Origin of the sequence: Nocardia otitidiscaviarum, from assembly GCF_007362295.1 — a bacterium.
Taxonomy (GTDB): domain Bacteria; phylum Actinomycetota; class Actinomycetes; order Mycobacteriales; family Mycobacteriaceae; genus Nocardia; species Nocardia otitidiscaviarum.
Genome location: NZ_CP041695.1, coordinates 7591128 through 7604211 on the forward strand (window position 1 = coordinate 7591128; position 13084 = coordinate 7604211).

The window sequence follows — 13084 nt, forward strand, 5'->3', positions numbered from 1 at the left end:
GGTCTCCGAATGCCCGTGTGGTGTCGTCGATTCCGGGTGCGTCTGGCGCATGCCCTGCTCGGGTGTCGGAGGTGGTCTCGCCGCTGCCGAGAATCTCGGTGGCGTGGTCGTCGGCGGATGCTTCGGGTCTGTGTTCGGCGGTGGGGTCCGGTAGGGCGGTGCCCGGCTCGTGGCTCACTTCGTTTCCGGTGCCGCCGACCAGGGTGGCGTCCGGGTCCGAGGCGTGAGGCGCGCCGGTATCGCGCTCGGCCGCGTCGTCCGAGGTGGGTTTCGAGCTCATGGGGGCGATTCTTCCCGAGGTTTCTGTGTGGGCTCTGTGCTTCCGATGAGGTGTTGACCGAACCCGGGCGGAATGTGACATAACGCACAAAGAGCGGCGTAACCTGTTTCACATGGCTGGGGAAGCCGCAGCGGAGCGGGATTTCGGGCGCGGATGGCAGGCGTTGCGGCAGCTGGCCGGCCGGCACGCGGGGTATTTCACGACCCGGCAGGTGCTGCGCACCGGCTGCGAGGTCCAGGTCCGCGACGGTTTGCGGGACGGCACGGTGTCCAGGGCCGGAGTGGGCCTGCTGCGCCTGACCGACTGGCCCGACGGCCCGCTCGACGAGTACGCCATGTGGTCAGCCTGGTTCGACGGCGCCGCCGCGGTCTCCCACCACAGCGCCGCCGAACTGCACGGCCTGGGTCGCCTGCGCCCCCGCTACGTCCACATCTCCGCCGGGGTGGGCCGCTTCCCGCTCTCCCCGCGCCTGGTGGTCCTGCGCCGCGCCCTCACCCGCTCCGACATCCAGTCGGCGGGCGCGTTCCTGGTCACCACCCCGCTGCGCACGGTCCTCGACCTGGCCGAAACCGGCATCGGCCAATCCGCCCTGGACGAAGTGGTGGCCGACGCGGTAGCCATCGACCGCTGCGCCAGCACCGACATCCGCACCGCCTGCACCGCCCTCCCCCCACTCACCGCCGCCCGCCTACACCGCGCCCTCGCCCGTGCGTGAACCGCTACGGCATGGCGAGTCCGAAGCGGGTAGGTCATGGCATGTGGGGGTCGCGGCGTCGGCGGGGTCGCGCCGGAATCCGGTTCGTGGCATGGTGACTGATCATGGGGAAGGTCGGCTGTGGTGCGTGGGATCTGAGCTTTCCCCCGGGGCCGCCGGATCGGGTCGCGGATATGTTCACCGCCGCGGTGGTGGCCGATGCGGTGCGGCGGTTCGACGCGGATCTGGCGCAGTCGGTGGAGACGTGCCGGGATTGGCGGCGTGGATATCGCGGGGTGTTTCGCGGTGTGACGGCGTTGGCGGTGTCCGCGCCCGCGGTGTCGCTGGGTATCGCCGAGGAGGGTTTGGCGTCGCTGCGCACCATGCTGCGGTTCGCGGCGGGCCGTCGGGTGACAACGCTGCGATCGGTGAATGTGGCGGCGGAGGCCGACGATACGGATCTGGCCACCGGGCGCATCGACGGCGAGGCCGAACCGGTGCGGCGGCTGGAGGTGCCGTATCGCGGTGAGGTGCTGGCGGAGGAACGGTTGCGGCGGCAGCTGGCCGACTGGCGGCGCGACGGCATCGTGGAGCCGGGTTTCGCGGCGGCGGTGGAGCGGGTCGTCGACCATCCGGAGTGGCTGTCGCTGCCCGGTTTCCGGCTGACGGTGGTGGGCGCGTCCGCGCATCTCGCTCCCTTGCGGCCGCTGTTGTCCTGGGGTGCGGAGGTTTTGGCGGTGGACCGGCCGGGCCGCTTCCGCTGGGATCGCCTGCACGCCCTGGCGCGAGCCCGCGCGGGCTCGCTGCGTTTCCCGCTCACCGAGTCCGGTCCGGGCGCGGATCTCACCAAACACTTTCCGACGCTGGTTCGTTGGATACTCGCCCATGCCGACGCCCGCCCGGTGCTGGGCCTGTACGCGAGCAATCCGGGCGCGGCCGGGGTGCGCCTGTCCGCGGCGGCCGATGTGCTCGCCGAGGCGGTGCGGCACGCCCGCCCGGATACCGCCCTCGCGTATCTGGGCGCGTCCACCGACTGCTACGCGGTGCCCCCGGCGGTGCTGTCGGCGGCGCGGGAACGCTCGACCGGCCGGGGGCTGTGCGGGACGGTGCAGGATGCGTTGCGCCGCATGACCCCCTGGCCGGTGTATCACCCGAACTATCCGGAGCCGGTCCGCACCGCCGAGGGTGAGGAATGGGGCCTGTTCGACAATCTGCCAGCCATTCTCGGCCCGGATTACGCCCTGGCCCAACGTCTTCCGCGCTGGCGCGCCGTCCTGACCCGTGCCGCCGGTGGCGCGGTCTCCTATACTGTCGCCCCGCCCGCCTGGCCCACCGATATCCGGGAGGCCACGCTGCGCCCGATCACACTGCGCGGTGTCGACCACTTCGGCATCGAGGTCTTTGAACCGTCCACGGCCCGCACCCTGCTGGCCGCCAAACTGGTGGCCGACCTGTTCGACCCGGCCCCGGACCCCGAAACCAACCCCGAATCCCTTTTCACCACCGGTGCCGCGCACGGCGGCCTGTGGCGGCAGCCCTTCCAGCCCAGTTCCCTGCTGGCCCCCTCCACCTTCCTCGGCTGCCTGGACGCGGTGCGCGACTTCGGCGAACGTCACCTCCGCCCGCGCTGAGCCCGCCGATCTGCACCCGGCCGCTCCGCTCACAGCGGCGCGACAGCGTCCCACGGCACCGACAGCACACAGTCACGCAGCCGCCGCCGGTGGGGCCGCAGCGGAAAACCCTCCTGCCGCAGCAGTTCCGCCGCGTGCCGCCACCGCACCCGCGGCCCGAACACCGCCAGCGGTGCCGCGTGTGCCCACGCCCGATCGGCGGCGGTCAGCAGCGTGTGGATGCGTTCGCCCGGAACATTGCGGTGGATCAGGACTTTCGGCAGTCGTTCGGCGAGGTCGGAGGGTTTCTCGATATCGAACGGATCCCAGGCGAGGGTCAGTGAGAGCGGTCCGGCGCGGTCGACCAGCACCCACGCGCACCGCCGCCCGAGTTCGTCGCAGGTGCCGTCCAGCAGCAGCCCGCCGGGCGCGAGATTCCCGAGGATGGTGTCCCAGGCCCCCGGCACCGCCGATTCCGGATACTGCCGCAGCACATTGAAGGCCCGCACCAGATCCGGCCGCAGGCCCGCCAATTCGAAACCCCCGCGCGCGAATTCGACGCCGTCGCGGCCGGGCACCACCCGCTCGGGGTCGATCTCCAACCCCACCACGCGAATATCGGCGCGCACCGTGCGCAGCCGCGCGGCCAATTCCAGCGTGGTGACCGGCATGGCCCCGTAGCCGAGGTCCACGACCAGCGGCCGCGGCGCGGCCAGCAGCCGCCCGGTTACCAGTTCGTCGTGGACCAGCCACCGGTCACCGCGCCGCAACCGGTTGATGCCGGTGGTGCCGCGCGTGATGGTGCCGATGGGCTTGGCTAGTGGACGGGTTTCAGCTCGTCCAGCCACCGCTGTGTCATTTCGGCTTCCGCCCGGAACAGGTCGATCAGGTTCACGAGCAGCAGTTGTTCGAGCTTGGTTCCGAAGAACGGGATGTGCACCTGCGCCCGGGAGGAGATGCGCAGGGTGCAGCCGATCTCGGTGGGGAACAGGTGCAGTTTCCCACCGAGCGTGCCCGGCCCGTTCGGGATTTCCGCTGTATAGGTGCCGTGCACCTCGGGCCCGAACGGGCCGTAGTGCTCGGTGCGGGTGATGGTCATATCGCCGCGCATGACGGTCTGCGCCATGGGCGGCAGCATGTCGCGCGGCAGCACATGACGCAGCACCACCTCGATGCCGTCGTCGCCCGCCGTCAGGTTCACCACGTCGTTGGGTGAGTATTTCCGCATCTCCTCGATCCGCGCATCCCAGTAGGGGCGGCTGGACAGAGCCGTGTAGACCTCTTCGGTGGTGTGCAGCGGGTAGCGGGCGGAGTAGTCGAGTCGGCGGGCCATGAGCGGTGAGGTTACCGGCGGATAGCCGCGGTCAGTGCGAAGACAGCCAATTGTCGGTGAACTCGGCCTCGCGGACCAGCAGGTCGCTCAGGTTCTCCTGGATGGCGGCTTCGATCTTGCGGCCGAAGAGCGGGATCTTGACCTCGATGTTGCCGTCGACCACGTAGGTGGAGCCGGTACCGTCCGCGCTGAGGGTGAGGGTGCCGCTCACCTCGGCGGGCGCGCCGTCGACCCGCGCGGTGAAGGTGCCCGACGAGCCGTTCCAGACCTCGGTCCGCGGAATGACCAGCCCGTCCGGTTTGATCGCGGTGATCTGGGCGGGCAGGTCCGCGGGGGGAATGGTCTGGACGAGCTCCACGTGCACCCGCTCGCCGTCGATGGCGATGGATTCGATGCGCGCGTTGACGCCGCCGACCTGCTCGACGCGGTCCTTCCAGTACTGCTCATTGGCGAAGGCCGCGCGTACGGACGCGGCGGAGTGGGCGGAGCGCCCGGTGAAGGCCAGAGGTGTCGCCATGGGGGGACACGCTACCGTCTGTGCCTGTGCGTACTTCTCGGGTGGTGCCGTTCGAGCACCTGCGGGACATGCTGGCGACGACCGGCGCGCGACTGCGCGACGCGGTACCGCTGGCGGAGCTGACGACCCTGCGGGTGGGCGGCCCGGCCCCCGTCGCGGATTGCGCCGGCACGGAGGCGCTGGTGGCGACGGTCCGCGCCCTGGACGCCGCCGACATCCCGGTGCTGCTGGTCGCGGGCGGCTCGAACCTCCTCGTCGCGGATGAGGGGTTCCCAGGCGTGGTGGTGCGCATCGCCAATGCGGGAGTGCGCATCCTGACGGGCGCGGACGACGCCGTTGCCGCCGTCGCCGGGAACGATGCGCGCGCTGCGGCCACCCGCACGGATGCCGAGACCGGTGCGGTCGTCGCGACACCTGCGGCCGGTGGGATCGGCGTGACCGATATGCCAGGTGGGGGCGATGTGGTGCGCGTAATCGCCGAGGCGGGTGCGAACTGGGATGCCGTGGTGGCCGAGACGGTGGTCGCCGGGTACGGCGGTCTCGAATGCCTGTCCGGCATCCCGGGTTCCGCCGGTGCGACGCCGGTGCAGAATGTCGGTGCGTACGGCGTTGAGGTCGCGAGCCTGCTCACCCGCGTCCAGCTGCTGGACCGCGCATCCGGGGAGATCACCTGGGTGCAGCCGTCCGAACTCGGTTTCGGCTATCGCACCTCGGTGCTCAAGCACAGTGATCACGCGGTCGTGCTGGCCGTCGAATTCGCCCTGCGTGCCGACGGTTCCAGCGCACCCCTGCGCTACCGCGAGCTGGCCGCCGCCCTCGGCGCCGAGGAGGGGGAGTCCCGTCCCGCCGCCGAGGTCCGCGCGGCGGTGTTGCGGTTGCGCGCGGGCAAGGGCATGGTGCTGGATCCGGCCGATCACGACACCTGGAGCGCGGGCTCGTTCTTCACCAACCCGGTGGTGCCCGCCGCCCGTGTGGACGAGGTGCGTGCGGCGATCGCCGCCCGGGTGGGTCCGGATGTGGCGGTGCCCACCTATCCCGCCCCGGACGGCGTGAAGTTCTCGGCGGGCTGGCTCATCGAGCGCGCGGGTTTCGCGAAGGGGTTCCCGGACGAGTCGGCCCCGGCACGGCTGTCCACGAAGCACACCCTGGCCTTGACGAATCGCGGTGCGGCGAAGGCGTCGGATGTGGTCGCGCTGGCCCGCACGGTCCGCGACGGCGTGGCCGAGCGCTTCGGCATCCGCCTGGAACCGGAGCCGGTGACCGTCGGTCTGACCCTCTGACGGGGTGGCGTTCCCCACGGTCCGCGTAGCCCGGGGGACGCGGTATCGAGGGGTAACTTGGCGTAAGTGAGCAATCGAGGAGGATCCGCCAGACGAGTGGCCACGGTGCTGACCGCGTTTCTCGCCGCGGTCGCGCTGCTGGCCGGATGTTCATCGGATAAGGGTGACGGCCCGCAGGCCCCCGCCGGCCCCGTCGCAAAGGTGACAGTCGACCCCGGCGACGGCGCCGGCGACGTCAACCCCACCGCACCCGTCTCGGTCTCGGTGGCCGGCGGCCGCATCGACCAGGTGGCCCTGACCAACCCCAACGGCAAGCAGGTCGCCGGCGAGTTCAATGCCGACCACACGGCGTTCACGGTGACCGAGCCGCTCGGCTACGGCGTCACCTACAGCTGGTCGGGCACCGCCACCGGCACCGACGGCAAGCCGGTGCCGATCGATGCGAAGTTCACCACGCTGCAACCCCAGTCGACGGTGTCGGCGACCATCAATATCGGCGACGGCCAGCAGGTCGGCATCGCCGCGCCGATCATCGTGCAGTTCAGCAGGCATGTCGAGAACAAGGCGGCGGTGGAGCGGGCCATGACGGTCGGCACCGATCCCGGCGTGGAGGGCTCGTGGGCGTGGCTGCCGGACGACAACGGCGGCTCCCGCGCGCACTGGCGTCCGCGCGAGTACTGGACGCCCGGCACCACGGTGGACCTACAGGCCAAGCTGTACGGCATCGATATGGGCGACGGCGCGTACGGCGCGGCCGATATGAGCTCGAACTTCAGCATCGGCCGCGCCCAGATCGTCAAGGCCGACGCCCCCAGCCACCGCATGCGGGTGGTGCGCGACGGCCAGGTCGTCTTCGATTTCCCGGTGAGCTACGGCGAGGGCAATGAGGACCGCAATGTCACCCGCTCCGGCATCCACGTGGTGACGGAGAAGTACGAGGACTTCATGATGTCGAATCCGCCGTACTACGAGAACGTGCGGGAGCGCTGGGCGGTGCGCATCTCCAACAATGGCGAGTTCATCCACGCCAATCCGGAATCGCTGTCGGCGCAGGGCAATACGAATGTCACCAACGGCTGCATCAATCTGAGCCCGGCGGACGCGCAGGCGTATTTCCCGACCGCGCTCTACGGCGACCCGGTCGAGGTGACCGGCACCCGCATTCAGTTGTCGGCGGCCGACGGTGACATCTACGACTGGACCATCGACTGGAACACCTGGAAGAGCATGTCGGCGTTGCAGGGCGATCCCGCGCCCGCCGTGTCGGCCACTCCGGTGCCGCCCGGCCCGCCGCGCGCCAACTGAACCTGGTCGTTCGACCTGCTGATCGCGGGCCCGCCGACTACCGTTGACGCGGTAGTGAGGAGGGCCCGTGATCGTTGCGGGATCGGCGGTAGTACGCCCCTTGAGCCCGTCGGAGCGGTGGTTCTGGATCATCGACCGCATCTCGCCGTCCAACTGCATCGGGCGGATCCGGGTGCACGGGCGGATCGCACCGGCTCGACTGGAGCGCGCGGCCACGGCACTGGTGACCGAATATCCGCTGCTGCGAGTCGGAGTCGAGCACGGCGCGGCCTTCGCCCCGCGCTTCGTCCCACTGGCCGACCCCCGGCTCCCCGTTCGCCGCGTGGAGACCGACGACCCCGAGCTCTGGCGAGCCGCGGTGGACGCCGAACTGGCGGCGCCCTTCGACACCGCGACCGGCCTGGCGCGGGCGGTGAACATCGTGCACGCGGTCGGCACCCCGGCGGAACACCACGACATCCTGCTGACCGTCTCCCACGTACTCCTCGACGGCCGCTCTTTGATCACCCTGCTGCGCAAGCTGATCGACTACGCGGCAGCGGATGGCGGAGCGGGCGCTGCGGCAACTCCCGTATCGGCATTCGAGTCCGCCGCCGACGGCCCCGTTGCCGCACCGGAACCCGATTCGGCAGGGCCTGGTCACCCATCGGTGACGCCCGCCACCGGATCGGCCGTGACACGGTATCCAGCCGCTGCACGCCCACCGTTTCCTCCGGCCGACGATCTCATTCCCCGTGCGGCGCGCGGGATGTGGCGGTACCTGTTCACAACCCTCGCGGATCAGGCGGTGGCGCTCGTGCGCCGCCCGCGGTTGCTGGCCGGCGCCGGACCCGTGCCGCTGCCGGATCGACGGACCCGGACGGTACGCCGGGTGCTGGAGGCGCGGCGGCTCGCCGCGCTGACGGCGGAGTGCCGCGCCGCCGGAGTGACGGTGCACGGGGCACTGGTCGGCGCGGTGGCGCACGCCATCGGGCACACGATGCGCCCCCAGCGCAGCGGCTGCACGGGCATCGCCTCCCCGGTGGACTTCCGGCAGCAGCTGACCCCCGTCCCGTCCGCCGACGAACTCGGCATCTACGCACCGGTTCTCACCACGTTCGTGCCCTTCGGCCCGCGTCGCTCGCTCTGGTCGGCGGCGCGTTCGGTGAACCGCCAACTCGACCGCAAGGTTCGCCAGCGTCGGCACCTCGCCACGGTCGCCGGGATGCGCTACGGCACCCCGAAGTCTCTCGAATCCGGCTGGCGCGTGGTGAAACTCATCGACCGCCGGGCCCCGTGGAATGTCTCGGTGACCAACCTCGGCCGCGTCGACTTCCCGCCCGCGCCGGGGGAGTGGCGCACCTGCGGCCTCTCCGTCGCCGCGGGCAACTCCTGCGTCAGCGCCCTCACCGTCGCGGTGGCCACCGCGCACGACGAAATGAGTCTCGAGTTCTGCTACGTGGACGGCGTGCTGTCCCCGGAGTCGGCCGAACGCTTCGCCGATCTGGTGCTTGCGACCCTCGCCGACCGGGTGGGGTAGCCAAGCCGCACCGCGACTTTCGCACAGGGTCGTAGCCCCGGTGCGGTGGCTCGGATCGCGGCGGCCCCTGTGCGGCGGGCGCCGGTCCGTTTGCGCGGACGCGCCGGGAGACCGGCCGGGGCGGCGCTGTGCCGCCACCGTCCTCGTGCGTCCGGTGTGGTCGGCGCGCCCCCGCATCGGCGCGCCGTGTGTATCTGCCCGCTACGCCCAGCGGCGTCATGCTCGCGGTGTCACCCGCGCAGCAGCGCGCGCAGTGCCGCGCGGTCGGGCTTGCGGGTGCGCCCGCCCACGGGGATCTCGTCGACCATCACGATTTCGTCGGGCAGGGCGGACGTGTCGATCAGCCGGGGCAATTCGCGCGCGAGCCGCTCCCGCACCGCCGTCGCGTCCCCGTCCGCCACCACGGCGAGCATGATCCGCTCGTCCCCGATCTCGTCGGGCAGTCCGACCATGATCGCCTGCCGCACGCCGCGCACCCGCGCGATCACGGGTTCGTACAGTCCGGGATAGATATTGGTCTTGCCGCGGATCATCATGTCCTTCTTGCGGCCGACCAGCACGATGGTGTCGCCGTCCAGGCGCGCGAGATCGCCGGTGCGGACCTCCTCGAGCGGTGGTTCGCCGAGGTAGCCGCGGCACAGGTTGGGTCCGGACAGGATCAGCTCACCGTCGTCGGCCACCCGCGCGTCCACCCCGCTGACCGGTGCGCCCAGCGGATCGCCCGCACCGTCGTAGGCGAGCTTGGCCGCTCCGGTGGTGACCGCCACCGGCAGGATCTCGGTCATGCCGTAGATGGCGAGGAATTCGCAGCCGGGCAGCGCGGCGCGCGCCCGGCGCAGCAGCGCGGTGGTCACCGGTGCCCCACCGAGCGACACCTCCCGCAGCGTGGGTGCCGCCAGCGTTCCGGATTCGATGGCGGTCAGCGCCACCGCCAGATCGGCGGGCGTGAAGAACGCGTGCGTCGCCGCATCCAGCCCGCGGGTGAATTCGATCGGGTCGATATGCGTGCCGAAGCGCGGATAGCGCGGCAGCGACCAGTGCGCCCCCGCCATGAGCGCGGGCAAACCCATCATCAGCTGTTCGGTGTGCAGATGCGCCCCCGGCCCGAGGCTGGACCGCCCCGCCATGGCCGCCAGCCCGGCCCCGAGCGAACCACGGGTGTGCACAACGGCTTTGGGGTCAGCGGTGGTGCCCGAGGTGAAGACGATCAGCGCATCGGTGTCGGGGTCCAGCCGCCGTGCCGAATCGCTCGCACCGGGGCGCAGCAGCCGTCGCAGCGGCAGTGACGCCCCCGGCGTCCCCGGCAACCGCGGGCCGCCGTGAATATGCCGCACCCGCAGCCGTCCGAAGGCGGGCAGCTCCAGCCCTCGCGCCCGCCCGATCCGGCGCAGCGGTCCGCTCAGCAGGTAGAGCAGGGATTCGGTTGCCGCCCAGGTGGGTTGGACGATATCCAGTCGTCGCGCGAACAACTCCGGCCCCACGCCCGGATCGACGAAGACGATGGTTCCCCCGGCCACGATGGTGCCGAAGATGAGCGCCACCGCGTCCACGCTGGGGCGGATGGAGAACAGCATCCGATCGCCGGGGCGAAACCCATTGGCGTGCAACCGCTCCGCCACGCCTCCGATGAGCGCGTCGAGTTCGCCGTAACCGAGCGGCCGGGCGCCGACCGTGCCCAGCGCCGGGGCGTCGGGGTGCCGTCGCGCCCGCTCCCGCAGCAGCTCCAGGAAGTCGCCGGGACCGTCGCTCACCGAATGTCCACCAGCTCCGGCTTGTACCGGTGATCGGCGTACCAGGCGAGCGTCTTGCGGATACCCCACGCCCGCACCCGCCGGTTGGAGCCGAAAACCCGCACGTCCCTGCGCAATCCGTACTCGGTGGTAATCGTCCGTACGGAGTTGACCAGCGCCCGATCCTCGTGCAGTTCCTCGATGGCCGTGCGCGGAAACCCGCCCGCCGCCTCGTACAGCTCGGCGGTGATGGCCATATTGCAGCCGGGCGTCATCACGTAGGGCCCGAGGTAGCGCGGATCCTGATTCCCGGGCCGGAACTTGCCGAAGGCGGACGCCACCTCCAGCGCGAAGCGGATGACATTGCGGTCGGCCCAGCTCACCCCCTCGTCGGTGCGGGGTATGAGCTGCCCGCTGATCAGCCGCAGCCCGGAGTCGAACCCCGCGTGGATGCGTGCGGTCCAGTCGGAGGCCGGTATGCAGTCGGCGTCCGTGCGCGCCAGCCGCGCGGCTCCCGAGGCGATGGCGTGCCGCATGCCGGTGTCGGCCGCGGCTCCGGTGCCCTTCTGGGATTCGTCGATGATCTCGATGCGCATGTCCGGGTGCGCGGCGGCGAAGTCCTTCACCACCGACGCGGTGCCGTCGGTGGAGTTGTTGTCCACCACGACCAGCGTGAAGTCGCGGTCGCGCTGGGCGGCGAGCGCGTCCAGGGTGGCCCCGATGCCGTATTCCTCGTTGTAGGCGGGCACGATCACCCAGAGTTTGCTCATGACCCCTCCCGTGGTCCGGCGACTGCGCCCCGATGTGAAACGCACTCTGGGGCGAAATCGCGTGCCGTCCGGTCGGTGTTATCCGTGCTCACCCGCATGGTCGCGCATCTCACCCCAGCCGATAGGTGATGGCGGCGGCGGTCGGCCCCGCACCCGCCGCCACGAACAGCACGGCCTGCTGGCCGTCGAGCATGCCGTCCTCGCGCGCGGCCAGGTAGCCGACCGGCAGCGCGGAGGTGTGCGCGTCGCCCTCGGTGCTGTCCGCGCAGAGGGCTCCGGTGGGCAGGCCGAGTCGTTCGGCGAGCAGTTCCGGGAAGTCGGGGGTGGGCCGCCCGCACACCAGCACGGTGCGGGTGATGTCGATATCGTCGACCTCCACCGCGGCCAGCGCCGCTTCCACGGCGTGCTGGAGCAGTGCGTCCACGGTGGTCGCCGTGCGGTCGACGACGATGGTGGAGCGTCCGGTGGTGCCCATGCGCGGCAGGTTCACGAATCCCACCGGTTGCGGCCGCTCCTCCGTCGCCCCGACGTGCAGACTGCCGAATCCCGCCCGGCCGTCCGATTTCTCGAGCAGCAGCGCCGCCCCGACGGGCGTGATCGGGAATCCGTCGACGGGTTCGGCGGATCCGGACGGATGCGCGTCGCCGGAGACGATCAGCACCCGCCGCACCGCCGCCGATTCCACCAGCGCCTGACTCACCTGCACGGCGTTGAGCACCCCGCAGGCCCCGTTCATGAGGTCGAAGCTCAGGCACGGCACATCCCCGCTGGCGTACTCCAGTCCGATGCCCACCTGCTGCTGGATCAGCGCCGACATGGCCGGTTCCACCATATTGGCGTCCCGGTAGACGCCCACATTGATGAGCGCGTCGATGTGGTCGGGCGTGGTCCCGGCCCGGTCGATGGCCTGTTTCGCGGCCAGCGCCGCCTGCTCGATGGAGCTGCCGCGGCCCGAGACCGCGGCCACCGAGGAGATCACGATGCCCATGGTCATCCCACCCGCAGTTCGCCGAGGGTCACCGAGAGGAACCCCGCCACCACACCGGAGGCGGCGGGCACCATCAGCACCTTCGCGCCGCCGGTGAGCCGTCCCTGTTTCAGCGCGTCGTGCAGCACCACGAAATGTGATGTGGACGCGGTATTTCCATATTTGTCGAGGACCATCAATCCGGGTGGCATGGCGGCGTCGAATTCCCGTTCGGCGATCTTGTTGATCAATTCCACGGCGGGGCCGCTGAATTGGTGGTGGATCAGATAGTCATAGCCCTCGGCGCCGAAGCCGCTGTCGCGCTCGCGCAGGAAATCCTGCTGCCGAGTGGTCCACAGCAAATATCTGGCTTCGTTGTGCATGGCCCGGTTGTCGGTGTACAGCGCGATTCCGGGGCTCCGATCGCTGGGCATGCCGAGGCACAGGCCCGCGAAGGCGGCGCTGGTATTGAGTTCGATGTATTCGATGCCCTCGTCGGCCCCGCCGTCGGCGTCGAGCACCACCGCCGCGCCCGCGTCGCCGACGGTGAGCGAGGCGAACTGCGGATCGTATTTCTCCGACATCTCCCGCACGGCGGTATCGGCGATGGGGGTGATGTTCTCGCCGGACACCACCAGTCCGCGCCGCGCGATCCCGGCCCGAATCATCCTGTCCAACACCAGCACTCCGGTCAGCATGCCCGCGCAGGCATTGGAGACGTCGAAGTGCACGGCCCGGTGCGCGCCCAGTTCGTTGCGCAGCATGAGCGCGAAGGAGGGTTCGAGGGTGAAGTCGCCGTCGCGGATGCGGGTGATCGAACAGGAGATGATCACATCCAGATCCGCGGCGTCGTAGCGGGAATTCGCGAGCGCGTCGCGTGCGGCGTCGGCCGCGAGGGTGAACGAGTCCTCATTCGCACCGGCCGTGCGGCGGGCGCGCACGCCGCTCACCCGTTCCAGGTCGATGGGGTTGTCGATGGTCAGCTGCCGCATAAGCTCTGCGGTAGTCACTTCGTTGTCGGGCAGTGTCGATCCCACCGCTTCGATGCGCGATCTCACCATGTTCGGCTCCAGACAGTG

At 70.5% G+C, this 13084-nt stretch carries 12 protein-coding genes; 5 read left to right on the plus strand and 7 right to left on the minus strand.

Annotated elements, in window-relative coordinates:
• Nucleotides 1-392: 392 nt before the first annotated feature.
• Together FOH10_RS34160 and FOH10_RS34165 are read left to right on the plus strand one after the other, a co-directional pair.
• On the plus strand, nucleotides 393-995 hold the full coding sequence (locus FOH10_RS34160) for a type IV toxin-antitoxin system AbiEi family antitoxin domain-containing protein (RefSeq protein WP_143983707.1): 603 nt from the start codon (nucleotides 393-395) through the stop codon (nucleotides 993-995).
• Nucleotides 996-1099: 104 nt separating this feature from the next.
• Nucleotides 1100-2605: a hypothetical protein gene (locus FOH10_RS34165; protein WP_143983708.1), complete on the plus strand. Its 1506-nt coding sequence runs from the start codon at nucleotides 1100-1102 to the stop codon at nucleotides 2603-2605.
• A gap of 29 nt (nucleotides 2606-2634) precedes the next feature.
• Here FOH10_RS34165 and FOH10_RS34170 read toward each other — a convergent pair whose 3' ends face one another.
• From FOH10_RS34170 to FOH10_RS34180, 3 genes are read right to left on the minus strand one after another with little or no spacing between them, the layout of a single operon-like run.
• Nucleotides 2635-3432: an O-methyltransferase gene (locus FOH10_RS34170; RefSeq protein WP_143983709.1), complete on the minus strand. Its 798-nt coding sequence runs from the start codon at nucleotides 3430-3432 to the stop codon at nucleotides 2635-2637.
• Entirely contained in the window at nucleotides 3402-3917 is a 516-nt protein-coding gene (locus FOH10_RS34175) for a DUF2505 domain-containing protein (protein ID WP_029926158.1), read from the minus strand. The genes FOH10_RS34170 and FOH10_RS34175 overlap by 31 nt, the downstream gene beginning before the upstream one ends.
• Before the next feature lie 31 nt (nucleotides 3918-3948).
• Nucleotides 3949-4434 (minus strand): DUF2505 domain-containing protein, encoded by a 486-nt coding sequence (locus FOH10_RS34180; protein WP_039817644.1) that lies wholly within the window; start codon nucleotides 4432-4434, stop codon nucleotides 3949-3951.
• Between the two features lie 68 nt (nucleotides 4435-4502).
• On the opposite strand from FOH10_RS34180, the gene FOH10_RS34185 reads away from it, so the two are divergent.
• The 3 genes from FOH10_RS34185 to FOH10_RS34195 all read left to right on the plus strand — a co-directional run bounded on the left by FOH10_RS34185 (nucleotide 4503) and on the right by FOH10_RS34195 (nucleotide 8538).
• Nucleotides 4503-5714, plus strand: coding sequence for a UDP-N-acetylmuramate dehydrogenase (locus tag FOH10_RS34185; RefSeq protein ID WP_143984496.1), 1212 nt, complete (start codon nucleotides 4503-4505; stop codon nucleotides 5712-5714).
• A 96-nt stretch (nucleotides 5715-5810) separates the two neighbouring features.
• Nucleotides 5811-7019, plus strand: a complete 1209-nt coding sequence (locus FOH10_RS34190; protein ID WP_280525735.1) for a L,D-transpeptidase — start codon at nucleotides 5811-5813, stop codon at nucleotides 7017-7019.
• A gap of 67 nt (nucleotides 7020-7086) precedes the next feature.
• Nucleotides 7087-8538, plus strand: coding sequence for a phthiocerol/phthiodiolone dimycocerosyl transferase family protein (locus FOH10_RS34195; protein ID WP_143983711.1), 1452 nt, complete (start codon nucleotides 7087-7089; stop codon nucleotides 8536-8538).
• A 230-nt stretch (nucleotides 8539-8768) separates the two neighbouring features.
• Here FOH10_RS34195 and FOH10_RS34200 read toward each other — a convergent pair whose 3' ends face one another.
• From FOH10_RS34200 to FOH10_RS34215, 4 genes are all read right to left on the minus strand, one after another.
• Complete coding sequence (locus FOH10_RS34200) at nucleotides 8769-10289, minus strand: class I adenylate-forming enzyme family protein (RefSeq protein WP_143983712.1); 1521 nt, start codon at nucleotides 10287-10289, stop codon at nucleotides 8769-8771.
• Nucleotides 10286-11038: a glycosyltransferase family 2 protein gene (locus FOH10_RS34205; RefSeq protein WP_143983713.1), complete on the minus strand. Its 753-nt coding sequence runs from the start codon at nucleotides 11036-11038 to the stop codon at nucleotides 10286-10288. The genes FOH10_RS34200 and FOH10_RS34205 overlap by 4 nt, the downstream gene beginning before the upstream one ends.
• 109 nt (nucleotides 11039-11147) lie before the next feature.
• Nucleotides 11148-12032 (minus strand): beta-ketoacyl-[acyl-carrier-protein] synthase family protein, encoded by an 885-nt coding sequence (locus FOH10_RS34210; RefSeq protein ID WP_029926145.1) that lies wholly within the window; start codon nucleotides 12030-12032, stop codon nucleotides 11148-11150.
• A complete protein-coding gene (locus FOH10_RS34215) occupies nucleotides 12029-12997 on the minus strand; it encodes a 3-oxoacyl-ACP synthase III family protein (protein WP_308212903.1) in 969 nt (322 codons plus the stop codon). The genes FOH10_RS34210 and FOH10_RS34215 overlap by 4 nt, the downstream gene beginning before the upstream one ends.
• Between the last annotated feature and the right edge of the window lie 87 nt (nucleotides 12998-13084).